A 23,563-nucleotide genomic window follows, 5' to 3' on the forward strand; every position below is an offset into this window, starting at 1 on the left:
AATCACTCCTTGTCTGATTGGTGCTTTACTTGTATTGAGCCTGTTTTTGTTTCTGCAAAAATGGATATACTGTGTGCCGCTTGTTGATTGGCTTTGATCATTTTCTCTTTTTGTAATGTTTCATTTTTTTCTTTAATCATCTCTGCATCAAGTAAATCGTGAGAGATAGACCCGAGATTGCTTTTCAGCTCAGCGGTCACTGCACATGCGCGCGGGATCTGAACGTCCACACTGCCTGTTGTCGTTTTCGCATAGATGGAACGGCACTTTTCATCTGACAGCTGAACCGCAATATTTCCGTTAAAGCTTTGGGCATCAATTGATTCACTTTTTCCGCGCAGGTCTATGAGCCCATTGATGGTTTCTACTTCAATCATACCACACTCGTGATCTGCCAGTTTGATTTGTCCGTTTGCTGTTTCAATTCCGACTTTTTCTGCCTGTAACGAGGCAAAAGAGACAACACCATTTGTGGTTTTCGCGGCAAGTTCTTTTGTCTTTAGCTTTTCCCCGCGAATCGGCCCATTAAACAGCTTGACCTTGATCTTATCGTATTGGATACGCGGTACGTATAAAGTAACATTGACTTTCATCGTCTTCTTTTCGGTTCGAATAAAAAATTTATCTCCTTCAAGCCCGCAGTCCAATTGATTGAGAAATTGCTGTCTTGCCTGCTCTCCATCCTCTGCCCGGTAGATTTTCGCATGACACTCTGCTCGAATATCTCGATCGTCCCAAGGCATCACATTGAGGCTGCCGTTCGCTAATTGAATATCTAAATGAGAGAGCGAGGCGTCTTTGAACTGAAAAATATGCTCAACATCAACGGACTGTCCAAAGTTCAAATCAAGATCCACGTCTTTTACCTTTTTCACTGCAGTATCTAACCAGCCAAACAGCTTTGCCCCAAGATTTTCGGTGCCGTTTCCTTTACTCTCTGCTCCAACTTTTTCTTCATGAAAGGTGTGATCAGCCGTAGACTTTTCTAATGAGACGGACTGACCTTCTTCTAATTTTTCTAACAGCGTGATTGCTTCTTTTGCTGATAATACCCCGTCTTCTACTAATTTTAAAATTCGTTCTTTTTCATTCATACAAAGCCCTCCTAAGATTTGATGGATTGAAGTACTTTAATACCTTGAATGATATTCCAAATGACAGAGATCAAAAAGCCAATGGCTACTAAAAAAGACAAGATGAACACCGTCATGACTGGAATGAGCGAGTCGCCTGCCTGTGTCGCCAATAAAAACGGGATAGACCCAAATACCAATAGAATGCACGCTGCGACCGGCAAAAGATGTGACCATAATGCCCGCATCGCATGCCGTTTCGTTTCCTTTTGGTCTACTACAAAAACCGCCACGATCGGTACGATAAACGGCATAAAAAATACACTAAAGTAACAAATAGAAGCAATAATCGACTGATCTCTATTCATATATATTCGCTCCTTCATAACGAAAATTCCTTTCTAACTCATACGTTTATTGCGTATAAAAAGTTTCAAAATCATTCGATTTACATATGACCTTAGACACAAATTATTTCTTTTTGCACCTAAGAGTAGATTCTTCACAGATTACCCTTTAAAATATGTTGAAAAGATGGTGATTATCATTATAGGGGGTAATTATTTTGACAGATCATCATAATTCAAACCACACGGCTCAAACGCTTTTAGACCTTATACAGAAACAGAAAAGCATGAACAGCGATATGATCAAGGAGCTTGAGACCATTCATCCGTCTCATCCAAAGTATGGTGATATCCGTTATTTAAAGGTACTGCTCGACAGCAGCAGCACGCATATTTTAAAGGATTTAACGCACCTCAGTAATTTAATGCCGAAGGAAGATGTGCAATAAAAGAAAAACCCCTCTATAAAAAGAGGGGTTTTCTTTATGAAGAAGTCACACTTTCTGTTTCTTTGACCAGCTGTTTCATACGCTTACGATCACGCTCTAAAATAGGCTTCAAGTATTGGCCTGTGTAAGATGCTTCTTCTTTTGCAATGTCCTCAGGAGTGCCAGAGGCAATGATCGTTCCGCCGCCTGCACCGCCTTCTGGTCCTAGATCAACGAGGTAATCAGCAGCCTTGATAATGTCAAGGTTGTGCTCAATGACCAGCACTGTATCACCGTTCTCAACCAAACGCTGAAGCACTTTTAATAAACGGGCAATATCATCCACATGCAGACCTGTTGTCGGCTCGTCCAAAATGTAAAGAGACCTTCCGTTTGAACGGCGGTGAAGCTCAGATGCCAATTTCACGCGCTGCGCCTCTCCTCCGGACAATGTTGTTGCAGGCTGTCCAAGTGTAATGTATCCAAGCCCCACATCATAAATCGTTTGAAGCTTCCGCTTAATTTTCGGGATATTCTCGAAAAATTGGAGTGCGTCCTCCACCGTCATTTCCAGCACATCAGCAATGTTCTTCCCTTTATATGTGACCTCAAGAGTTTCACGGTTATAACGTTTCCCGTGACACACTTCACAAGGTACATACACATCTGGCAAAAAGTGCATTTCAATTTTAATGATGCCATCCCCGCGGCACGCCTCACAGCGCCCGCCTTTGACGTTAAAACTGAATCTGCCTTTTTTATAACCTCTTACCTTTGCTTCGTTGGTTTGTGCAAACACATCCCGCACATCATCAAAGACACCTGTATACGTGGCAGGGTTCGATCTCGGTGTACGGCCAATTGGAGATTGATCAATATCAATGACCTTATCCAAATGATCCATTCCTTTGATTTCTTTGTGCTGCCCTGGCTTCGCCTTCGCTCTGTGCAACTTTTGTGAAAGTGATTTTAATAGAATTTCATTCACAAGCGTACTTTTCCCTGAGCCGGATACTCCGGTCACAGCTGTAAAGACGCCAAGAGGAAACTTCGCATTCACGTTTTTCAGGTTGTTTTCTTTTGCACCTTTTATCTCAATATAGCGGCCGTCAGGCTTTCTTCTCTCAATTGGCAGCGGAATAAATTTCTCACCAGATAAATATTGCCCTGTTAATGATTTCGGGTCCTTCATGACTTCTTCTGGCGTTCCAGCTGAAATCACTTCTCCTCCATGAACTCCTGCTCCAGGTCCAATATCTATTAAATAGTCAGCGGCTAGCATGGTATCTTCATCATGCTCGACGACAATTAGTGTGTTCCCGATGTCGCGCATGTTTTTCAACGTCCCGATCAACCGGTCATTATCGCGCTGATGCAGACCAATGGATGGTTCATCTAATATATAAAGAACACCTGTCAGCCTTGACCCGATTTGAGTCGCCAGACGAATCCGCTGCGCTTCCCCACCTGATAGTGTGCCAGCCGACCGGCTCAAATTCAGATAATCTAATCCCACATTATTTAAGAAAGACAAGCGCTCTTTGATTTCACGCAAAATGAGCTGGGCAATCTGCAAATCTTTCTCAGACAACTCGATTTTTTCATAGAAATCAAGGGCATCAGAGACAGACAAATCGGTGATTTCTCCGATATGCTTGCCATTGATGAGAACCGCCAGCGTTTCTTTTTTCAGACGATATCCTTTACATGTCGGACATGGCTGATTCGCCATATATTTTTCCATTTGCTCACGAATATAATCAGAGCTGGTTTCTTTATAGCGTCGTTCAATATTACGAAGAACACCTTCAAACTCAATTTCATTTTCACGTACCTGTCCAAAATCATTTTCGTATTTAAAATAAATCCGTTCAGATCCGCTTCCATATAAAATTTTATCGAATAAATGCGATGGGATATCTTTCACTGGAATGTCCATGTCGATGCCATAATGTGTACATACGGCCTCAAGAAGCTGAGGATAGTATTGCGAGCTTTGCGGCTCCCATGGTGCAATGGCATGCTGACGTAAAGTCAGATCCTTATTAGGAATGACAAGCTCAGGGTCGACTTCTAGTTTGGAACCGAGCCCATCACAGCTCGGGCAGGCACCAAAAGGACTATTAAATGAAAACATTCTCGGCTCAAGTTCACCAATAGAGAACCCGCAATGCGGACAAGCATGATGTTCGCTGAATAACAGCTCTTCTTGTCCAATCACATCAATCATCACTCGGCCTTCACCCAGCCGAAGCGCGGTTTCAAGTGAGTCAGACAGACGAGCAGCCACACCTTCCTTCACCACGATACGATCAATAACTACTTCAATGGAATGCTTCTTGTTCTTTTCAAGCTCGATATCTTCTGAAAGGTCTTCCATCTCTCCATCGACTCTCACTCGTACATAGCCCTGCTTCCGAATTTGATCAAGTACTTTCACATGTGTTCCTTTGCGGCCGGAAACAACTGGCGCAAGCACTTGTAATTTCGTTCTTTCAGGATACTCTAAAATACGATCTGTCATCTGCTCAATCGTTTGTGACGTAATTTCAATCCCATGTATAGGACAAATCGGTTTTCCGACTCGAGCATACAAGAGACGCAAATAATCATAAATTTCAGTGACAGTACCAACTGTTGATCTAGGGTTTCGGCTCGTCGTTTTCTGGTCAATACTAATCGCCGGAGAAAGACCTTCAATGGCATCTACATCCGGTTTATCCATTTGCCCAAGAAATTGGCGTGCATACGCTGAAAGAGATTCAACGTACCTGCGCTGACCTTCTGCATAAATGGTATCAAAGGCAAGCGACGATTTTCCTGAACCAGATAATCCCGTAATGACCACTAGCTGGTCACGCGGGATATTCACATCAATATTTTTAAGGTTGTGGGCTCTAGCACCTTTCACCTCTATTCGTTCCATAGCCATCAGGCAATCATCCTTCCGCTTTTAGCTCTAGCAATAGATCTCTTAATTCTGCTGCTTTTTCAAAATCAAGCGCTTTTGCTGCATCTTTCATTTCCATCTCGACTTTTTCGATCACTTTTTCTCTTTCTTTTTTGCTCATTTTCGAAAGCTTTGGTGCTGCTTTTGTTTCGTATTCTTCCGAATCCTCATGTATCTTTGTTGCCTTAATAACATCTCGAATTTTCTTATGGATGGTTTGTGGGGTAATCCCAAATTTCTCGTTATATGCTTCTTGCTGTTCTCGTCTTCGCTTCGTTTCTTGAATCGCAATGTCCATCGATTTCGTCATATTGTCTGCATACATAATGACCCGGCCTTCTGCATTTCTCGCTGCACGGCCAATCGTCTGGATGAGGGATCTTTCAGAGCGCAAAAAGCCTTCTTTATCCGCATCTAAAATGGCCACGAGCGACACCTCTGGAATATCCAGTCCTTCACGAAGAAGGTTGATTCCAACAAGCACATCATATTTACCGAGACGCAAATCACGGATAATCTCAATCCGCTCAAGGGTCTTAATTTCTGAATGCAGGTAATTTACCTTGATTCCGATTTCTTTTAAGTAATCAGTAAGATCCTCAGACATTTTCTTCGTCAATGTGGTCACGAGCACACGCTCATTTTTCTCAACTCGTGAATGAATTTCTCCAATTAAGTCATCAATTTGTCCTTCAATCGGACGGACTTCAATAATTGGATCAAGTAATCCTGTTGGACGGATAATTTGTTCCACAACCTCAGGCGTTTTCTCAAGCTCGTATGGACCAGGCGTTGCTGATACATGAACGATATGATTGATATGCTTTTCAAACTCATCAAAGGTGAGCGGTCTGTTATCAAGTGCTGATGGCAGGCGGAATCCGTGATCAACCAACACTTGCTTTCTCGCTTGGTCCCCGTTGTACATGGCACGGATTTGCGGAATCGTCACATGCGATTCATCGACAACAATCATAAAGTCATCTGGGAAATAATCAAGCAGTGTGTAAGGTGTTGAACCAGGAGGACGCAAGGTCAGATGTCTTGAATAATTCTCGATTCCTGAACAAAAACCCATCTCTCTCATCATCTCAAGGTCATATCTTGTCCGCTGCTCAAGGCGCTGCGCCTCAAGTAATTTTCCATTTTCGCGAAGCTTTTCGAGCTGTTCTTCTAGCTCTTGTTCAATATTGATAATGGCTTTTTCCATTTTTTCTTCTCTTGTGACGAAGTGAGATGCTGGGAAAATGGCCACATGATCACGATCACCAAGTATTTCTCCAGTCAACGCATCCACTTCACGAATACGTTCAATTTCATCACCGAAAAACTCCACTCTGATACAATGCTCATCTCGTGAAGCAGGAAAAATCTCAACGACGTCTCCTCTGACTCGGAAGGTTCCGCGCTGAAAATCTATATCATTACGAGAATACTGAATATCCACCAGCTTACGAAGGAGCTGATTGCGTTCAATCTCCATTTCAGTGCGCAAAGACAGTACAAGCTCTCTGTATTCCTCTGGCGAACCTAAGCCATAAATACAGGACACACTGGCAATGATGATGACATCCCTTCTCTCAAATAACGAGGACGTAGCCGAGTGTCTCAGCTTATCAATCTCATCATTGATGCTGGCATCTTTCTCAATAAATGTATCGGTCTGAGGTACATATGCCTCTGGCTGATAATAATCATAGTAACTCACAAAATATTCAACAGCATTATTCGGGAAAAATTCCTTGAATTCGCTGTATAACTGACCGGCAAGTGTCTTATTATGCGCAATGACAAGAGTCGGTTTGTTCACTTCTTTGATCAGGTTGGAGACAGTAAAGGTCTTTCCCGTACCTGTAGCACCTAACAGCGTTTGATGCTGTTTCCCCTGATGGATCCCCTCAACAAGCTTTTCAATCGCCTTTGGCTGATCTCCTTGGGGCTGATAGTTAGAAACTAATTCAAAGCGGTCACTCACATCAAAGCCTCCGTTTCGTTACGAAATCTATCTAATGAATATATTATCATAAAAGAACACAAAAATACGAACTAAAGTTCGGCTCTCACTTGATTTTTATTTCCAATACAGTCATACCCTCTCTCCCTTGGCAAATAACCCTCTTAAGAAAACCTTCCTTTCAGTATGGAACATTTTGGAGTGAGATATTCGATGAGCAGAAAAAGAAAGCTGTGCTTACTAGAAATCGTAAGCACAGCTCTTGTTTAAAACATGTCAGCTTTCAGCATTGAGATAACATCATTGATGTTTTTCAGCTTTTTCTCTCTTTTCGATTTCTTTTTTAGCCATAAACAAAGCCCCAGCTACTAAAGAAATAATATCTAATCCCACAATAAAGTAGGTTTCTGTATAGCCTTTCATATACGAAGCAAATAAAAGCGCTGCTGTTAACGCAATGCCTACGTAATGATTATAAGTAACCTTTGAAAATAAAATAACGAGCAGGAAAGGAAAAACTAGTGCAAATATGGCTTTTGTAATCACAAAAACCCTCCCTCTTCATGGTCTACTTCCTTGATTATAGTAAAGATTGGCATATTGAACAATTCACAGTTTTCAATTTTGCCTTTTTTCTTCATGTTCGGAGACTTTTGTTTTAGAAATAGCAGAAAATTAGTGAGATTGTCCCCTTTGTAAAGATAGGTCTTTCCGTCTTTGACAATAACATCCAATCAATTCTATGATTAAAATGATAGTGCGCACTATCATTTTGAAAAATAGAGAGACATACAAATCATTGGCTATTTGGATAAGGGGGCATTCCCATGTATTCAGTTTTATTTCATGCGGCTGAAGAATCCGCATCACTCGCAGGGGCAAAAGGCCTGAATTTAATCAAATTAAACAATCACGGCCTGCCAGTCCCAGATGGATTTATTATTAAAACCAACAGCTTTGAAAGCTTTCTTTCATATCACAATCTGCAGCCAGCAGAACAAAACCTTTCTCAAAAAATCAAAGAAGCATCGTTTCCTTCACAAATGGAAGCAGAGCTGATTTCGTCCTTTCAATCCTTGCGGAAGACTTATCCCTCAGTTGCAGTACGATCCTCTTCTGTTGCTGAAGATCTCGAAGGCGCCTCGTTTGCAGGACAGTACGAGACCTATTTAAATATCAAAACAAATGAAGAATTTTTACAGGCGGTCAAAGAATGCTGGTCTTCTTATTTTGCAGCGAGAGTCACAGAATATAAGGAAGAGATGAATGAAAACGAGGAAGATATGCCGCTTATGGCCGTTGTCGTTCAAGGATTGATCCATTCTGACGTCTCCGGTGTCATCTTTAGTGAGAACCCCATATCGGGGAAACCAAATGAAATGATGCTGACCGCAAGCTACGGATTGGGAGAAGCAATTGTCTCTGGTCTTGTGACACCAGACACGTTTATTGTAGATAAAGAGAACTTTTCGATTGAAAAAACACTTGGGGCGAAAGAGCTACAAATTGTTCCTTTCCAAGAGGGTGTCATCGAGGAACCAGTAGCGGAGGAAATGGCTGGCCAGTTTTGCCTAAACGATGATCAATTGATAGAAATCGCACAAATCACAAAACAAGTAGAAGAACTTTACGGACATGGAGTCGATATCGAATTTGGAATTGCAGATGGGTCGTTTTATTTACTTCAAGCGAGGCCGATTACTACAGCTCTCCCAAAAGCAGTAAATGAAACAGCGGGTGCTTCTTTTCAAATAAAGCCAGATGAGCTGCAGGATTTCTGGATTTCAATGGATGATCATATGCCTGGCCCAACGAGCCCTCTTTTCTCAAGCCTGATCATACCAGCCTTAAAAAGCGGGATGAAGAAAAATGGAGAAAAGTATCAAGTACCTGATATGAACATCAAAGATATTAAGCTTTACAGAGGCCACTTATACTCAGCACCGGCACTGCCAGAAGCGCAAGAGGGAGCTGCACCCGTTTTTGATGAACGTATATTTGAGCTATTTTCGCATTTAAGTGAACGGATGTATGAGATTCTAGAGAAAAATTTCTTTCCATTTTACGAAAAACTCGATCGCCAAATGAATGAACCTATGACCATTGAAAAAGCCATCATCGGCTTTGAAGAATTAAAGGATTTTTATATCCAAGCATATGATGATCATTTTGATATCGTCACACCGCAAGTCATACTATCATCCATCATTGAAGACATGCTTGTAACATATACCGGTGATCAAACACAAGTCGTCTTGCTGCACGAAATGATGATAGGCGTGATGAACAAATCTCTTGAAACAGACAAGCTGCTATCTGATATCGCAAAGGATGTCCTTCAAGATCCAGAACTTCATCAGGCTTTTATTCATCATGAAAAGAACCCGGACCTGTTATATGCACTCAATTACTCCGAAAAAGGGAAACATTTCATTTCGAAATTGGAGGATTTTCTCCAAGTTTACGGATGGCGATCTGTTAAAAGTCATGACCTTACGGATGAGACTTGGGTAGAAAACCCGGAGTTTATATTAGATATCATCAGAAATAACATCCAGTCCCAATGTGATTTTGATGAAGAATTTGCAAAAGCAGTGATTAAAAGACAAGAGACGTATAAACATTTTATGAGTCAAGTGAAGGATGAGTCGTTTAAAACAAAATTTGAGACGCTGTATCAATTTGCCCTTCAAGCAGCGAATATCCGAGATGACCACCACTTCTACATTGATGCAATGTTAGATGCAAAAGCCCGGGTATATCTATTAAAAATTGGTGAGCTTCTCGCAAAAAAAGGAGCCATTCCTCATCAAGAAGATCTTTGGTATCTCTACGATGAAGAGGTACAAAAAGCGCTCACAACGTCTATCTCATTCGATTCGGTTATCCAGCAAAGAAAAATGGAAATGAAAGAAAATGAAGCCATTCAACCACCAGCTTACACCGGCACTCCAACTGAAGCTGAATTGCAGCAAGTGGAAAGAATGCTTGGTTCATTAAGAGAAAATGAACACAACACACACGATGTGATCCATGGAATTGGCGCATCCAGCGGTATTGTTTCTGGAAGAGTAAAAGTCATTACATGTGCTGATGAATTCTCACAATTTCAAAAGGATGATATATTAGTTTGTAAAACGACTACACCTTTATGGACGAGCTTATTTAGAGATGCGAAAGCAGTCATCACCGATGCTGGAGGCATTTTATCTCATTCGGCTATTATTGCGAGAGAGTATATGATGCCAGCTGTCTTAGGTACTAGAATAGCAACTGAATCACTTCAATCCGGTGACCTTGTGACAGTAGATGGCAGCAATGGGCGCATTCAGATATTAAAGCAGCATTCGCGTTCATAAACTTATCATTATGATGATATTGGCGCTCATAGGTTTTATCGGTATACTTACTTTGTTGCAAACACATTCATAACCTGAGGTGAGTATGCTTGTTAAAATCTACAAATCAACGAATCATTCGCGCAACAATGGATTTATTAACTGAAAAGGGCTATCAAAAAACAACAACCAAAGAAATAGCAATAAAAGCGAATGTGAGTGAAGCAACTATTTTTCGCAACTTTAAAAACAAACGTGGCGTCATTGCTGCCATTATGAAAATGAAATCAACACCGACAAAAACCCTAGAAGCAGAATTTAAAGGCGATTTATACACCGATTTAAAGTTTCTCGGCACCTATTTCCTTGAAGATTTGACTTCAAAAAAAGAATTTATTTATATCAGCATGCGAGAACCAGCTATGTTTAAGGATTTAACCAGTCATGAAAAGATATATCCTCAAGAACTAAGAGAAATGCTGATACAATATTTCAAAAAGATGGGTGCCGAGCATCTTGTATTAAAAGGAAAAGAAGACATTTATGCAGACATCTTCATTAGTACGTATTTTGGATTTTTCATTCAGCAGCTAGAGCAAGATCTACAACTCGTGCTCACACAAAAAGAAGATTTTATTGAGACATGCACACACATTTTCATGAGAGGAATTTCTCCCGCTTAAAGGGTGAAATTCTTCTTTTTTACAAAAGGTGGTATACACATTGAGGTTAAAAAAAGAGAGTTTGGTCATCTATTCTTTGTTGCTTGGAGCTATACTAGTTCCAGTCAACTCAACGATGATCGCTGTCGCTCTATCATCCATATCAACTTATTATAATCAATCCCTTTCAAACATCACTTGGGTTGTCACAATTTATCTTATTGTCATGGCAGTCACTCAGCCTATCGCTGGTAAGTTAGGAGATATATATGGACACCGGCGAATGTATTTAATTGGGGTCATGCTCTTTTTAATTGGCTCGATTGGATGTGCTTTAGCACCTAATCTAGCTTTTCTTATCACTTTTCGTTCCATTCAAGCAGCTGGTGGTGCTATTTTAACACCGAATAGCATTGCATTGATTCGTGCAACAGTATCCCCCGAAAAACTGTCTAAAACAATGGGATACTTTGGGTTTGGAGCCGGTATTGGTGCCGCACTTGGACCTTTTATTGGTTCGATTCTTATTCAGAGTTTTGATTGGCACTCTATATTCTTTGTAAATATCCCATTCTTGTTCCTTACACTTGTGACCGGCGTATTACTCATTCCAAAAATAAACCATACACGCTTACAAACAAATGTGGACATCATTGGTTCATTGTACTTAACCATCGGGATTGCCACACTCATTCTATGCACAAAAAGCCATTTGCTAAATGAATACTTGATCTATGGAATTCTAGCGTTGATCGTCATTCCATTATTCTTTATACATGTACGGAAAGTAAAGAATCCGATCATCGATTTATCGCTTTTTAAAAACAGTTCATTTACAAATGCAAACCTGTCGATCATGCTAAGTAATTTTGTCATGTATGCCATCCTTCTAATTATGCCGCTGTTTATGGAGCAACAACTTTCACTGTCTCATACACAAAGCGGTATCATTCTATCGGTATTTTCTCTTTGCATGTCTATTAGTGGCTTGCTAGGGGCAAGACTCCATCCGAAAAAAGGCGCGAAAAAAATGATTGGCTTTTCATTTATCTGTCTCACTTTATCAGGGATCATGTTAATCACACTCAGTCAGTACCCTACCTTACCACTGCTTATCGTGACACTTATCGCGGGTGGAATTTCATCAGGGATTGGAATGACTAGTATGCAGATGGCTTCTTTAACGTCTGTTGATCAAAGCTTATCCGGTTCAGCATCTGGTATTTTCTCTACCTTTCGATATTTTGGCAGTATCATTTCGTCTACATTGATTGGGATCATGAGTGGTTTTCAATCTTTATTTATTGTATTAATGGGCGCAGGCATTCTTGGTTTCTTTTTATCTCAACGTGTAAAAACAAAATCAACCTCCCCATCATCTGAACATTCCGCCTAATGGCTCCCTTGCTCTATGTCTATTTAGAGCGGGGGAGTTTTTCATCATTTGTATCACTGTAAGCTATAGCAAGTGCATCTATCAAATCCTGAAAATCATCTTTTAAAGAAGGAAAAATGGCATATGGACAGACAAAAAAGGAACTTCAGGTGCAAATTGTCTCCCCTCACTCACCTAAAAACTCTTTTTCATTCTTTTCAGCATAGATAACTTCAATTTTTTTTCACAATTTTTGTGGTATGATTTTGAAAATAGAGAACGCAAAGGAGCGGAAGAATGGAACGTATGAAATATGTTTTAATCTGTTTATCAGCTCTACTTTTATTCTTGACAGGCTGTGGAAAAGAACAGCAATTTACACCGCCAGGCAGCTCTCAATCGATCGCTGTCATCTCTCAATTAAAAAAAGCCTCCTTTTCAATAGTTGATATACAAAAAAATAAAATGCTCTCTTCTGTGGATTTAAAACACCCACTTACTGATCTTATTCAAATCAATAAAGACGTCATCATCGCTACAAGTAAAGAGGGAGAATCCCTTATCGAAATCAATCTAAAAAATGGGACAGCAACAGATTATATGAATGTGGATAAAGGGCTGACTTCCCTTACATATGATGCAGCTTCTCATACATTAATTGCTGCAAATTCGCAGAAAAATGTCGTTTATTTTATTGATACGAAGAGTAAAAAAATAAAATCAACTGTGAAAACCGGAAAATTACCTTCTTCTATGACACTTTCTTCATCAGGTGTTTTATTTGTTTTAAATGCAGAAAGTCATACTGTCTCAGTCATAGATATTAAAAAGGAAAAAAATATACGTACGTTTTCTGTACTTGAACGGCCTTCTGGGATTCATTTTGATGGACAGTCCATTTGGATCGGCGGCCATGGTAAACAAGGTACCTTAAATAAAAGTATTCTTGCTTATGACCCTAAAACAGGCAAAAAACAGCGAGAAATAAAGCTAGGCGTTATGCCTGTTGCATTTTTTCCAGAGAAAAATTCTTCTACTTTATATGTACTATGTCATGGAGATCATACGCTATACAAAGTAGATACCAAAACAAATAAGCAGCTTGCTTCTGTTGAAACTGGTCAAAATCCGAATTATATCACCGCTGATACGACATCAATTTATGTGAGTAACTTGGATGACAACTCAGTATCCATCATCGATAAACACTCACTTATTATGAAAAATCAACTAAATGTCCCATCAGGACCTTATGCTATCGTGTTGGAGGAAAAGAAATGAAGGAACAAATGCGTATTTTAATCGTAGATGATGAGCTTGATATGCTTGAGTTAATCGGGTCTTTTTTAAAGAGACATGGCTTTCACATTACTACTGCGAATAATGGAAAAGATGCCTTGCATCAGCTTGAAAAGGAATCTATTGACCTTGTTGTATTAGATATCATGATGCCTGACATGGATGGATTTGAAGTCTGTCAGCGTATTCGACAAACATCTCAAATTCCAATTTTATTTTTAACAGCAAGGAGTTATGAGGAGGACCGAATTAGAGGACTTGAAATTGGAGCAGATGACTACATCATGAAACCTTTCAGTCTGCGTGAGCTTGCAGCAAGAATTGAAACAACCCTGAGACGAATTAGAGGTCTTTCGCTAAAGCGCAGCCGAATACAGATTGGTGACATGGAGATTGATCAAGATGGCAGACAAGTTTACCTCCATCAACAGCCCGTTAATTTAACAAGAAGAGAATTTGATTTACTCATGTTTCTTTTGCTCAACCAAGGACAAGTGTTTTCAAGAGAACACCTTTATCAAAAATTGTGGGAATCACATTCAACGAGCGGCTCTTTAAGAACAGTCGATACACATATCAAAACGCTGCGACTGAAATTAAAGGAAGCAGAACGATATATTAAAACCGTTTGGGGTGTCGGCTATAAGTTTGAGGAGGAAGAATGAAGCCATTATCGATTAAAAAGAAAGTACTCTTCTTAATCCTTGCAGTGATCGGAATCGTTGCAGCCTCAGCGCTTGCCCTTACCTTTTACTTATACCAGCATTTATATATTGATAAACAGATCGATTCCTTAAGTTTGCAAGGTAAGAAGCTGGCAGAAATCTATCACACACACGGGAAAGACAAGTATTTTACCGACAGAATGAAATGGGCAAATGACTCAAGTCAGGCGAACGTTATTTTTACAGATGATCCAATGGAACTTTCAAGTGGACTTCCTTTTGATACGGACACAAATGACAATCTCATTACGTTCAAGGAACGCCAAAAGCTCCTTCAAGGTGAAACCGTCGTGTTAATTAGAGAACACCCAAAGTTTCACCAAGATATTCTTGGCATCGCCATTCCTGTTTTCTCAAGCAATGATGATCTATCGGGAACTATTTTCCTCTCCATGCCCTTATCAGATGTATATGAACCCTTTGTTCAAATTAGATTGACGCTTGGTATATCCATCTTTTTGATTATGCTCCTGATTTTCTTGATCGGATATAAGAGCTCCAATAAAATTGTGCAGACAATTAATAAAATGAAAGAAATTGCAATAGAAATGGAATCTGGTGATTTCTCAAAACGAATGGCCGTAACCAAAAAAGGAGATGAGTTAAACCAGCTTAGCCGCTCCTTTAATAAACTGTCTTCAACTCTCGAAAAAGTTGAACAGCACCGTAGAGAATTTCTTGCGAATGTCTCTCACGAACTTAGAACGCCTTTAAGTTATATGAAAGGCTATGCAGAAGGAATTGAAGAAGGGATCATTGATCAAAAGAAAGGGATGCAAATCATCCAAGATGAGGCCACACGTTTAAGCCGTCTTGTGCACGATCTTTTAGACCTTGCACAGTTAGAAGGAGACTCTTATCCACTAACGATGGAGCCAATTGTCTTTGCACAGCTGATCCACGATGTTCTTGATCAAATGGCATTCGTCGCTGATAAGAAAAGCATTACTTTCAAACGAACGCTTGAAGAGGATTGTATTGTTTATGGTGATAGCGACCGTCTCCAACAAGTGATACGTAATTTACTGGACAATGCCATTCATTACACGCCATCTGGGAAATCAATATCAATTCAATTACAAGCTCACCAAAGTGTTGCTCAATTGAGAGTGACTGACGAAGGCAATGGTATTCCAAAAGAAGATCTTCCACATGTTTCTGAGCGATTTTATCGTGTAAATAAAGCACGAACAAGAAAAGATGGCGGCTCTGGCCTTGGACTAGCCATTGTCTATCAAATCATCAAAAAACATCAGGGGACATTCGACATTCAATCTGAGCCTGGCTTTGGTACAACAGCCATCATTCAACTTCCTAATGCTCCATTCAATGAGAGCTCACCTACTCTATAGCTACTCACATACTTTACTCTCATTGGAATCACTATTTTATCTGATAAATTCAGTATCCATAGAACTTTCTACAACTTGAACAGCTCTTTTCATTAAGAGCTGTTTTTATTTCTAAAAAATAAAAAAATGGCCTTTTTTTATTAACATTTTATTCATATTTGCTTGTTACACTTTTTTCAAGTGAAGAAAAAGGAGTGACATGCTTTTGATCAGACGTTTTCAGAAATTTGATATTTATTTATTTTTCATATTGATCTTATCTGCCATCTTAAACATTTATAACATTTGGGAAGATGATACGGTGAATGCGTATTATACTGCGGCTGTCACAAGTATGATGCAAAGCTGGCATAATTTCTTCTTTGCTTCATTTGATCCAGCAGGATATGTCACGGTGGATAAACCCCCGCTCACCTTCTGGCTGCAAACGATGAGTGCCAAAATTTTTGGTCTCCATGGATGGAGCGTCATCTTGCCTCAAGCTTTAGCAGGCATTGGATCTGTTTATCTGATCTATCGTCTTGTCAAACCAACTTTTGGTCAAGCAGCGGCAAGATTAGCGGCACTTATCATGGCGTGTACACCTATTGCGGTTGCTGTATCTCGTACAAATAATATTGACAGCTTACTTGTCTTTATACTTTTACTAGCAACAGGAATGATGTTCAAGGCTGTAAAACAGCAAAAGGTTCTTTGGGCGATTGTTTCATTTGCGATGATTGGCGTCGGCTTTAATACAAAAATGCTACAAGCCTATATGATCGTACCAGCACTCATTCTTTTTTACATCATTGCCTACCGAACGACATGGAAGAAAAAGTTGTTATCACTGATGATTTCAATGATTGTTCTTTTAGGTGTATCTGCTTCTTGGTCTATCGCTGTTGATCTCACTTATAAAGACAATCGCCCTTATATGGGATCAAGTCAATCGAACTCAGCACTAGAATTAGCCTTTGGTTACAACGGTCTTCAGCGGTTGACTGGTCAACAGTCTGGCGGGGGAGGTGGCACAAATCAGGGTGAGGGACAGCCACCTTCACAGCAGGGTGATCAGCAAAATGACAATGATTCATCCATCATGCCTCAGCCGCCATCTAATGGAAATCAAAACAACTCAGACAATTCAAACCAATCATCCAGTCAGGAACAACCTTCAATGCAAGGACCACTAAGCAGTGCAAACGGCACAACACCACCTGATATGCCATTTGGCGGTAATGGTGATGGACCGCCAAATGGCGTGGGCGGAAAAATGGGAAATGGCTCCGGCATGTTTGGTACAGGAACCAAGGGACCGCTACGTTTATTCCAATCTGAACTATCCGATCAAATCAGCTGGCTGCTTCCATTTGCAATCTTCGGTGCGATTGGTATCTTCTTCTCGACTGCTTTTGAAAGAAGACGTCTCAATACAAAACAAAAAGAAACTCTATTTTGGTTAGCTTGGCTTATACCTGTTGCTGCATTTTTCAGTGTAGCAGGATTTTTCCATCATTATTATTTGATCATGCTGGCACCACCAATTGCTGTATTAGCAGGAGCCGGATGGGTTTCTATGACACAATTATTTCAAACAGGAACTGGGTTTAAAAAATGGCTGCTTCCAATTGCGATATTCGTTACAACAGCATTTGAAACCTTTATCCTATCCACTTTTACAAGCACGATCGGTCTTGGACTAAGCATTGCAGTCGGTATCATTGGTGTTGGAACAATCCTTTCTCTGCTTTTGATAAAAGGAAAAGAAAAACGAAAACAATTCGTGTCTCTCATCGCCATCCTAGGCATGCTGATTGCACCACTATACTGGGCAAGCACACCTCTTCTTTATGGAGGAAACAGTATGCTTCCAGAGGCTGGTCCTCAGCTTGCCACTTCAAGTGGCAGCATGAGTTCACAAGTCAATGAAAAGTTGATCAGCTATCTTGAGAAAAACAATACGGGAGAAGAATTCCTATTCGGAACAACAGATGCAACCACTGCTTCACCTTACATTATTAAAACAGGAAAAGCTGTTATGGCATTAGGTGGATTTAGTGGATCTGATAACATTCTCACACTTAGTGAATTCAAACAGCTCGTCAAAGACGGCAAAATCAAATACTTCTATCTTTCTGGTATGAGAGGCGGCAGCTCTGACATTCTAACCTGGATTCAAAAAAATGGAAAAGAAGTATCTGCTTCTAAATGGCATAACAGCTCTACATCCAAAACAAACCAGCAAACAGATAGACAACAATCAGAACAAAATGATCAGTCAAATGGACCAATGGGCGGAATGGAGAGCGGCACTCTTTATGAACTATCCGTTGATTAATTCATCTATTAAAAGGGAGGAACGATGACTGATGGAAAAGAACATACGATATTCTATTGTAGTCCCAGTCTATAATGAAGAGCTTGTGATCCATGAATCCTATCAGCGACTGAAAACAGTCATGGATTCGGCGGGAGAAGCATACGAGCTTCTCTTCGTTAATGACGGTAGTATGGATCGAACAGCTGAACTAATTAAAGGGTATTCCCAAAACGATCCGAAGGTAAGACTCATTGATTTCTCACGTAACTTCGGACACCAAATTGCAATTACAGCTGGGATGGATTATGCAAAGGGTGAAGCTGTCATCGTGATAGATGCAGACCTACAAGATCCGCCTGAATTGATATTAGAGATGATCGCAAAATGGAAAGAAGGCTATGAAGTCGTATACGCCGTGCGCACCAAACGAAAAGGTGAAACTTTTTTCAAAAAGCAAACCGCTTCTCTTTTCTATCGCGTTTTACGTCAGATCACCGAAGTAGATATCCCAATCGACACCGGTGACTTCAGGTTAATGGATCGTAGAGTGTGCCATGAAATGAGAAAAATACGAGAAAAAAATCCATTTGTTCGCGGTCTAGTCAGCTGGGTAGGTTTCAAACAAATTGCAGTAGAGTACGTTCGAGATGAACGTCTAGCAGGAGAAACAAAATATCCGCTCAAAAAGATGCTTAAGCTCTCGATGGATGGAATCACTTCCTTTTCCTATAAACCTTTGAAGCTAGCAAGTATAGCAGGAATTGCCCTTTCCGCTATCGGATTCATTTCAATGTTTCTTGTACTTTACTTAAAGCTTTTTACAAACAGCACCATTACAGGATGGAGTTCATTAATTGTCATACAGCTGTTCTTTAGCGGCATTATCCTCTTTATGCTGGGAATGATTGGGGAATACATCGGCCGAATCTACGACGAGGCAAAAGATCGACCACTTTACATCGTAAGAGAGAGTTACGGGCTTCAGTCAAAGCCACATCCTGTTCAACCCCCTGTTCATTTCAAGCAATACAAACAGCATTAAAAAAGCGTGTGAGACCTCTTTCAAGGTCCCGCACGCTTTTTGTATTAAGCAGCTGTTTCAAACCTCTTTCTGTTAATGAAGAAAGAAAGAGTAATCATCAGATAAATGCCCATTGTGACCATTGTTTGGACAATCGGAGTTGTTGACACAACGCCGATGAAAATGGCAATGATCGCAATCACAGAAAACCATGTTGTAAAAGGATACAGCTTCACGCGATATCCTCCTGGTTCTGCTACACTTCGAGATTTTAAATGCCCGACAGCAATAATAAACCAGATGAATAAGACCGTATAGCTTAAAGATCCCATTAAATAATTAAAAGTTTGACTTCCTACAAAAAGAGAAATCAATACAGCGGCATACAATGTAGATGTACACACTAGGATTGCTCTAACAGGCACCTGCTGTTTTGATAGCTTTGAGAAGCCCTTCCATACACGCCCATCCATCGCTTGCGTATAAAGTACCCTTGAGGATGCGTACAGCCCAGAGTTCATAGAAGACAAGATCGCTAGTAAAATGATACCGTTCATGATGTCACTTGCATATGGCACGCCAATCGTTGCAAACACGGTGACGAATGGACTCACTTGCTCATTGTTTACTTGATTCCAAGGAATCAAGCTGACGATGATGAAGAACGGCAGTACATAGAAACCGATGATTCGTACAAATGTACTTTGAATAGCCTTTGGAATGACTTTTTCAGGGTTTTTTGTTTCTGCTAATGTGACCCCAATCATTTCAGTCCCGCCATATGAATACACCACAACAAGCATGGCCGCAATTAAGCCGCCCGTTCCATTCGGGAAAAATCCTCCGTGGCCGGTTAAGTTGGATAATCCCGGTGCTGCATGCTGACCAAATGAGACAAAAAGCATGGTTAACCCAATGATAATAAATAAAATAATGACAGCAATTTTAATAGAAGCTAACCAGTACTCCGTCTCAGCAAACATTTTAACGGAACAAACATTGATCAATGTCACAACAAGTGAAATGATTAACACAAGTATCCAAATCGGCACCTGTGGGAACCAGTACTGAATAAAGATCGCAGATACGATCGCTTCCGCCGCAATGTTCAGCACCCACATTTTCCAGTATATCCAGTCTAAGAAATAAGCCGGATATTTACCTAACACAGGTTCAATTAAATCACGAAACGTTCTTGCGCCAGGTCGTGCAACCGTCATTTCGGCAAGTCCTTGCATAATAAATAATAAAATAAGTCCACCAATCATATATGCCAAAATGACAGCAGGACCTGCGATATCAATAGCAGAGCTGCTTCCTTTAAAAAGACCAGCACCAATTGCACCGCCAAGTGCGAGCATCATAATATGCCTTGACGTCATTGTTCGTTTTAACTGCACATGTTCCTTTTCCATTTTCTTTAGCTCCTTTAAATTTGAATCTTCAGACAAATATAAGATAAAAGCATATAAAAAGGCCAGTCATCTCCTTGAAGAGACGACTGACCTTGCAACCGCGTTACCACTCTAATTGATTCAACCCTAGCTGAATCCAACTTAAAACCCGTTAACGGAGGTCACACGTAAAGACTTACTATTCATTCAGTCTTACCGCTCTTTGAGCGAGTTCAATGATTCGTTTTACTGCGTTGCACCAACCCGCAGCTCTCTTAAAAAACGGATGTTCATCTACTATTCTCAAGTCAAAGCGTTTATAGTCCATTTGTATATTCATCAAAGATTTTATTTTTTAAATATACTGACTAACCACGCAATTGTCAACATCCTTTTTCTCTTTTAACGAATCCAAACAGCTACTTCATCCATCGGACGGCGCGTTTTGCCGCGCTTCGGCTCGGTCACACGATAACCAAAGGCTGCCATGACAGAAATATCATACTGACCATCCTCAAGCAGCCCTTCTTCATCTAGAATGCGATGAATCTCATCGTAGCTGAATCCCTCGACTGGACATGAATCAATACCAATTTGCGCAGCGGCTGTCATCATGTTTCCAAGGGCAATATACGTTTGTTTTGAAGCCCAATCAAAGAGCGTACGTTCATTTTCTAACAAATGAAGATCATTCTCTTGGAATTCTTGGTAGCGTCCCTTCACCATCTCGAACGTTTCGTCTGTCATTCCTTTGATTTGCTTGTTGATGTATTCTGCATATGCTGAATCATAGCGGGCGTCTGTTCTTGCCAAGATGATCACAAAATGGCTCGCAGTCGGAAGCTGCTTTTGCGCTCCCCATGTATACTCTTTTAATTTTTCTCTAAATGCTTCATTTTGAACAACGAGGAACTTCCAAGGTTCAAACCCTACAGAGCTTGGGGAAAGTCTTCCTGTTTCTAAAATAAACGCAAAATCATCCTCTGATATTTTTTTCGCTGGATCAAACTCTTTTGTCGCATGGCGGAACTCATACGCCTCAATGATTTCTTTTTTTAATTGTTCTTTGTCTCGCATTGTATTCATCCTTTCTATTAACCAATTAGGGTGTGTGTTTCATCAATCCAATTTCTTTCCATTCACATATAGAAATTGTTATGATAAGAAAACAAACAGCCCGAATGTGTGATGTGATATCTCTATGGTATAAGAAAAGCTTCGGGTGATTCAAGTACGCACATTTTTGTTCGTTAGGTACCATCTTGTTCGTATATCACCAAATTTGCCTTAGAAAGGAGTCTTAAGATGAGTGCACCATCCAATCCAGTCAGTATTGTCAATCATGGCTGTCCCGTTTCAGTGACGACAAGTGTCATCGGAGGGAAATGGAAAGGAGTGATCCTTTATCATTTGACTTGCGGACCAAAACGCTACAATGAATTGCGCCGTCTGCTGCCAAGAATTTCTCAGCGTGTCCTCACACTGCAATTGCGTGAGCTTGAACAAGACGGCGTCGTTCATAGAGAAGTCTATGAGGAGGTCCCCCCTCGTGTCGAATATTCACTCACTTCTCTCGGAAATACCTTAAAGCCTATCATCTTCGCCATGCGTGAATGGGGCGAATCCTACGGGAAGGAAGCGCGCCCAAAAGAAAAAAGCTGCCATCTCTAGCAGCTTTTTTTTAAGATGAAATTGCCGTTGGTTCTTGCTGTGGATCATCCTTCACAAACAGGATGCCAAGCTGATGATGCTCCCCTTCGTAAGAAGCACGTTTCTCAAATCTTGTCTGACCATTTAAGCCAATGATCTCGAGCTTTGTCAGAGCACGATTGGTTTGAAGGGCTTCATAAAATTCCGAAACGGTTTTTACCTCAATTCCATTCACTTTTGTAATGACTTCTCCGATCTCAAGCTTTAAATCAGCCGCTGGTGTATTTGGAATAATTCCTAGCACCATCAGCCCTTGATTACGCTTAGAGAAGTAGAACGGGGCAGCATTGTCATTGACCCTCTGTTTCCATGAGAGAAAGGCTCTCCCTACCACCGCAATCAATACAGCTCCCCAAGCAATCGGTTCAAACCAAATACTTGCAGCACCTAATAAGGCGACAGCGAGTCCGAGCATGAGAATACGCCGCGCTGTAATTTGAATACTAACAATTGGCAGTGAGCCTTGAATTCTCTGACCGAATCCGATGATATAAGGAATCAAAATAAATGAAAAGCTTTGATCATGTACTTGAAGCACCGGCCACCATGGCAGAGAAGAAGTGAATTCACCTGCCGGCATCAGCAAAACAAGCGGTAAAAGCCACAGACGGTTTGCCCGCTGCTGACCAATTAAAAGTCCTCTCGCACTCATCACCATAGCAGGCGATGTACGTAAATGCGCCGTTCGATAGGCTAGGATCCCCTCGGTCATTAATAAAAGTCCTAGCAGAATGACAACGGCTGATGCATTCATCATTGAGAGCTGCGGCAGCCAAGAATGACTCACTTGGAAATGCATCAGTCCAAGTGCCGCAATAAAACTGAAACCGAGTGTGTATGCAGACGAAAGCGCACTCGCCTTAAAGAATAAAGAGAAAACGATGGTCATCGCTGCAATCAGCACGATGAATCCAGGGGGGAGGGCAATCCCTAAGCCTACTGAAATGACGGATAGGCATATCCCTAGAATCCATCCCTTTGAATATGTAAATTTAAGTTCATCGTATACATCTTCTATTCTTGTTTGAAACGCTTTTCTCTCCCGCTTTACGCGGATGTAGCCATGCAATAGGCTGATTAATATCATGAAATAAAAAAGAGGATGGATTAAAAACAGACCGACCGCTTTTAATCCGGCTCCCATCCACTCCGAGCTCATTATCGTTCACCGCCCAAGTCAAGCATTTTCTCTTATTCTATCAAATAAATCGATGCTTGACATCAGGTTTATTTCTCCTGATTCATCCAAAGTGTGACATTCGACAGTGAAAAATCTTTTAAGTAGTGATTGACATCTACATCTAGTATGCCGCCGAGCAGCTGCATCGACCTCTTGATGTCGGTTAAGTTTATACCAAGTCTCTTATGATTATCCATTAAATAATTGAAGTATATCTCAGCACAGTCTTCATCGATTTCGTCGACTGATTCTACCGTTGTGTAATTGACCAAGTACCTGCTTAACAGCATGAGCAGACTTAATGCCTTTGTAGCGGAAAACGTCACATCTTTCGAACGACTCTTAAGTTCCTCTACCAACTCGTAATATTTTTTCTCTCTCACAATACTTGCCCTTTTCAATTGTGTACCCCCATTTACTAGTTCTTTTAAGAAAAGCGCAAACCTCGGTACA

At 40.6% G+C, this 23,563-nt stretch carries 19 protein-coding genes and 1 other annotated feature; of the genes, 10 read left to right on the forward strand and 9 right to left on the reverse strand.

Going from position 1 to position 23,563, the window contains the following annotated elements; all coding sequences use genetic code 11:
- Window positions 1-2 precede the first annotated feature (2 nt).
- Window positions 3-1,094 carry a DUF4097 family beta strand repeat-containing protein gene (locus AC3WTB_RS07345; protein WP_099663656.1) on the reverse strand — a complete coding sequence of 364 codons (1,092 nt, stop codon included), beginning with the start codon at window positions 1,092-1,094 and terminating at the stop codon, window positions 3-5.
- Between the two features lie 11 nt (window positions 1,095-1,105).
- On the reverse strand, window positions 1,106-1,441 hold the full coding sequence (locus AC3WTB_RS07350) for a membrane protein (protein WP_041088094.1): 336 nt from the start codon (window positions 1,439-1,441) through the stop codon (window positions 1,106-1,108).
- A 197-nt stretch (window positions 1,442-1,638) separates the two neighbouring features.
- Here AC3WTB_RS07350 and AC3WTB_RS07355 point away from each other — a divergent pair, with 197 nt between their 5' ends.
- Window positions 1,639-1,869, forward strand: a complete 231-nt coding sequence (locus tag AC3WTB_RS07355; protein ID WP_034281058.1) for a hypothetical protein — start codon at window positions 1,639-1,641, stop codon at window positions 1,867-1,869.
- Window positions 1,870-1,903: 34 nt separating this feature from the next.
- Here the strand turns inward: AC3WTB_RS07355 and uvrA are convergent, their stop codons facing one another.
- The 3 genes from uvrA to AC3WTB_RS07370 all read right to left on the reverse strand — a co-directional run bounded on the left by uvrA (window position 1,904) and on the right by AC3WTB_RS07370 (window position 7,298).
- The gene (uvrA, locus tag AC3WTB_RS07360) at window positions 1,904-4,780 is read right to left on the reverse strand and encodes an excinuclease ABC subunit UvrA (protein WP_064497992.1); all 2,877 of its coding nucleotides are present in this window, start codon (window positions 4,778-4,780) and stop codon (window positions 1,904-1,906) included.
- A gap of 7 nt (window positions 4,781-4,787) precedes the next feature.
- Complete coding sequence (gene uvrB, locus AC3WTB_RS07365; RefSeq protein WP_099663655.1) at window positions 4,788-6,773, reverse strand: excinuclease ABC subunit UvrB; 1,986 nt, start codon at window positions 6,771-6,773, stop codon at window positions 4,788-4,790.
- A gap of 279 nt (window positions 6,774-7,052) precedes the next feature.
- A complete protein-coding gene (locus AC3WTB_RS07370) occupies window positions 7,053-7,298 on the reverse strand; it encodes a CsbA family protein (protein ID WP_025093987.1) in 246 nt (81 codons plus the stop codon).
- A gap of 281 nt (window positions 7,299-7,579) precedes the next feature.
- Between AC3WTB_RS07370 and AC3WTB_RS07375 the strand changes: the two genes are divergently transcribed.
- The 8 genes from AC3WTB_RS07375 to AC3WTB_RS07410 all read left to right on the forward strand — a co-directional run bounded on the left by AC3WTB_RS07375 (window position 7,580) and on the right by AC3WTB_RS07410 (window position 18,847).
- Window positions 7,580-10,111: a PEP/pyruvate-binding domain-containing protein gene (locus tag AC3WTB_RS07375; protein ID WP_492333536.1), complete on the forward strand. Its 2,532-nt coding sequence runs from the start codon at window positions 7,580-7,582 to the stop codon at window positions 10,109-10,111.
- 89 nt (window positions 10,112-10,200) lie between these two features.
- On the forward strand, window positions 10,201-10,773 hold the full coding sequence (locus AC3WTB_RS07380) for a TetR/AcrR family transcriptional regulator (RefSeq protein WP_366204088.1): 573 nt from the start codon (window positions 10,201-10,203) through the stop codon (window positions 10,771-10,773).
- Between the two features lie 40 nt (window positions 10,774-10,813).
- On the forward strand, window positions 10,814-12,148 hold the full coding sequence (locus AC3WTB_RS07385; protein ID WP_144494058.1) for an MFS transporter: 1,335 nt from the start codon (window positions 10,814-10,816) through the stop codon (window positions 12,146-12,148).
- A gap of 276 nt (window positions 12,149-12,424) precedes the next feature.
- Window positions 12,425-13,408, forward strand: a complete 984-nt coding sequence (locus tag AC3WTB_RS07390) for a YncE family protein (RefSeq protein ID WP_039181725.1) — start codon at window positions 12,425-12,427, stop codon at window positions 13,406-13,408.
- A complete protein-coding gene (locus AC3WTB_RS07395; protein WP_039181727.1) occupies window positions 13,405-14,091 on the forward strand; it encodes a response regulator transcription factor in 687 nt (228 codons plus the stop codon). Before AC3WTB_RS07390 ends, AC3WTB_RS07395 begins: the two co-directional genes overlap by 4 nt.
- A complete protein-coding gene (locus AC3WTB_RS07400) occupies window positions 14,088-15,503 on the forward strand; it encodes a sensor histidine kinase (RefSeq protein WP_492333537.1) in 1,416 nt (471 codons plus the stop codon). The genes AC3WTB_RS07395 and AC3WTB_RS07400 overlap by 4 nt, the downstream gene beginning before the upstream one ends.
- A 205-nt stretch (window positions 15,504-15,708) precedes the next feature.
- Window positions 15,709-17,823, forward strand: a complete 2,115-nt coding sequence (locus tag AC3WTB_RS07405; protein ID WP_492333538.1) for an ArnT family glycosyltransferase — start codon at window positions 15,709-15,711, stop codon at window positions 17,821-17,823.
- 31 nt (window positions 17,824-17,854) lie between these two features.
- Window positions 17,855-18,847, forward strand: coding sequence for a glycosyltransferase family 2 protein (locus AC3WTB_RS07410; RefSeq protein WP_369879972.1), 993 nt, complete (start codon window positions 17,855-17,857; stop codon window positions 18,845-18,847).
- Window positions 18,848-18,891: 44 nt separating this feature from the next.
- On the opposite strand, the gene AC3WTB_RS07415 is transcribed toward AC3WTB_RS07410, so the two are convergent.
- On the reverse strand, window positions 18,892-20,241 hold the full coding sequence (locus AC3WTB_RS07415; protein ID WP_059377561.1) for an amino acid permease: 1,350 nt from the start codon (window positions 20,239-20,241) through the stop codon (window positions 18,892-18,894).
- 75 nt (window positions 20,242-20,316) lie between these two features.
- Window positions 20,317-20,541 (reverse strand) — a binding site (T-box leader).
- Between the two features lie 81 nt (window positions 20,542-20,622).
- The gene (locus tag AC3WTB_RS07420) at window positions 20,623-21,297 is read right to left on the reverse strand and encodes an NAD(P)H-dependent oxidoreductase (RefSeq protein WP_039181741.1); all 675 of its coding nucleotides are present in this window, start codon (window positions 21,295-21,297) and stop codon (window positions 20,623-20,625) included.
- A 228-nt stretch (window positions 21,298-21,525) separates the two neighbouring features.
- Between AC3WTB_RS07420 and AC3WTB_RS07425 the strand changes: the two genes are divergently transcribed.
- Window positions 21,526-21,891: a winged helix-turn-helix transcriptional regulator gene (locus AC3WTB_RS07425; protein WP_024423595.1), complete on the forward strand. Its 366-nt coding sequence runs from the start codon at window positions 21,526-21,528 to the stop codon at window positions 21,889-21,891.
- A gap of 10 nt (window positions 21,892-21,901) precedes the next feature.
- Here the strand turns inward: AC3WTB_RS07425 and AC3WTB_RS07430 are convergent, their stop codons facing one another.
- The gene (locus tag AC3WTB_RS07430; protein WP_039181742.1) at window positions 21,902-23,089 is read right to left on the reverse strand and encodes a PDZ domain-containing protein; all 1,188 of its coding nucleotides are present in this window, start codon (window positions 23,087-23,089) and stop codon (window positions 21,902-21,904) included.
- Between the two features lie 68 nt (window positions 23,090-23,157).
- A complete protein-coding gene (locus AC3WTB_RS07435; RefSeq protein ID WP_003212923.1) occupies window positions 23,158-23,511 on the reverse strand; it encodes a swarming motility protein SwrAA in 354 nt (117 codons plus the stop codon).
- Between the last annotated feature and the right edge of the window lie 52 nt (window positions 23,512-23,563).

Source organism: Bacillus sp. EB106-04-04-XG123 (genome assembly GCF_058791855.1).

Excerpts from the sequence above, each read along its gene's own strand:
- AC3WTB_RS07430 (WP_039181742.1), bottom strand. The coding sequence starts at position 23,089 with ATGAGCTCGGAGTGGATGGGAGCCGGATTAAAAGCGGTCGGTCTGTTT.
- AC3WTB_RS07345 (WP_099663656.1), bottom strand. The coding sequence starts at position 1,094 with ATGAATGAAAAAGAACGAATTTTAAAATTAGTAGAAGACGGGGTATTA.
- uvrA (WP_064497992.1), bottom strand. The coding sequence starts at position 4,780 with ATGGCTATGGAACGAATAGAGGTGAAAGGTGCTAGAGCCCACAACCTT.
- AC3WTB_RS07375 (WP_492333536.1), top strand. The coding sequence starts at position 7,580 with ATGTATTCAGTTTTATTTCATGCGGCTGAAGAATCCGCATCACTCGCA.
- AC3WTB_RS07410 (WP_369879972.1), top strand. The coding sequence starts at position 17,855 with ATGGAAAAGAACATACGATATTCTATTGTAGTCCCAGTCTATAATGAA.
- AC3WTB_RS07400 (WP_492333537.1), top strand. The coding sequence starts at position 14,088 with ATGAAGCCATTATCGATTAAAAAGAAAGTACTCTTCTTAATCCTTGCA.
- AC3WTB_RS07425 (WP_024423595.1), top strand. The coding sequence starts at position 21,526 with ATGAGTGCACCATCCAATCCAGTCAGTATTGTCAATCATGGCTGTCCC.
- AC3WTB_RS07420 (WP_039181741.1), bottom strand. The coding sequence starts at position 21,297 with ATGCGAGACAAAGAACAATTAAAAAAAGAAATCATTGAGGCGTATGAG.
- AC3WTB_RS07395 (WP_039181727.1), top strand. The coding sequence starts at position 13,405 with ATGAAGGAACAAATGCGTATTTTAATCGTAGATGATGAGCTTGATATG.
- AC3WTB_RS07390 (WP_039181725.1), top strand. The coding sequence starts at position 12,425 with ATGGAACGTATGAAATATGTTTTAATCTGTTTATCAGCTCTACTTTTA.
- AC3WTB_RS07415 (WP_059377561.1), bottom strand. The coding sequence starts at position 20,241 with ATGGAAAAGGAACATGTGCAGTTAAAACGAACAATGACGTCAAGGCAT.
- AC3WTB_RS07350 (WP_041088094.1), bottom strand. The coding sequence starts at position 1,441 with ATGAATAGAGATCAGTCGATTATTGCTTCTATTTGTTACTTTAGTGTA.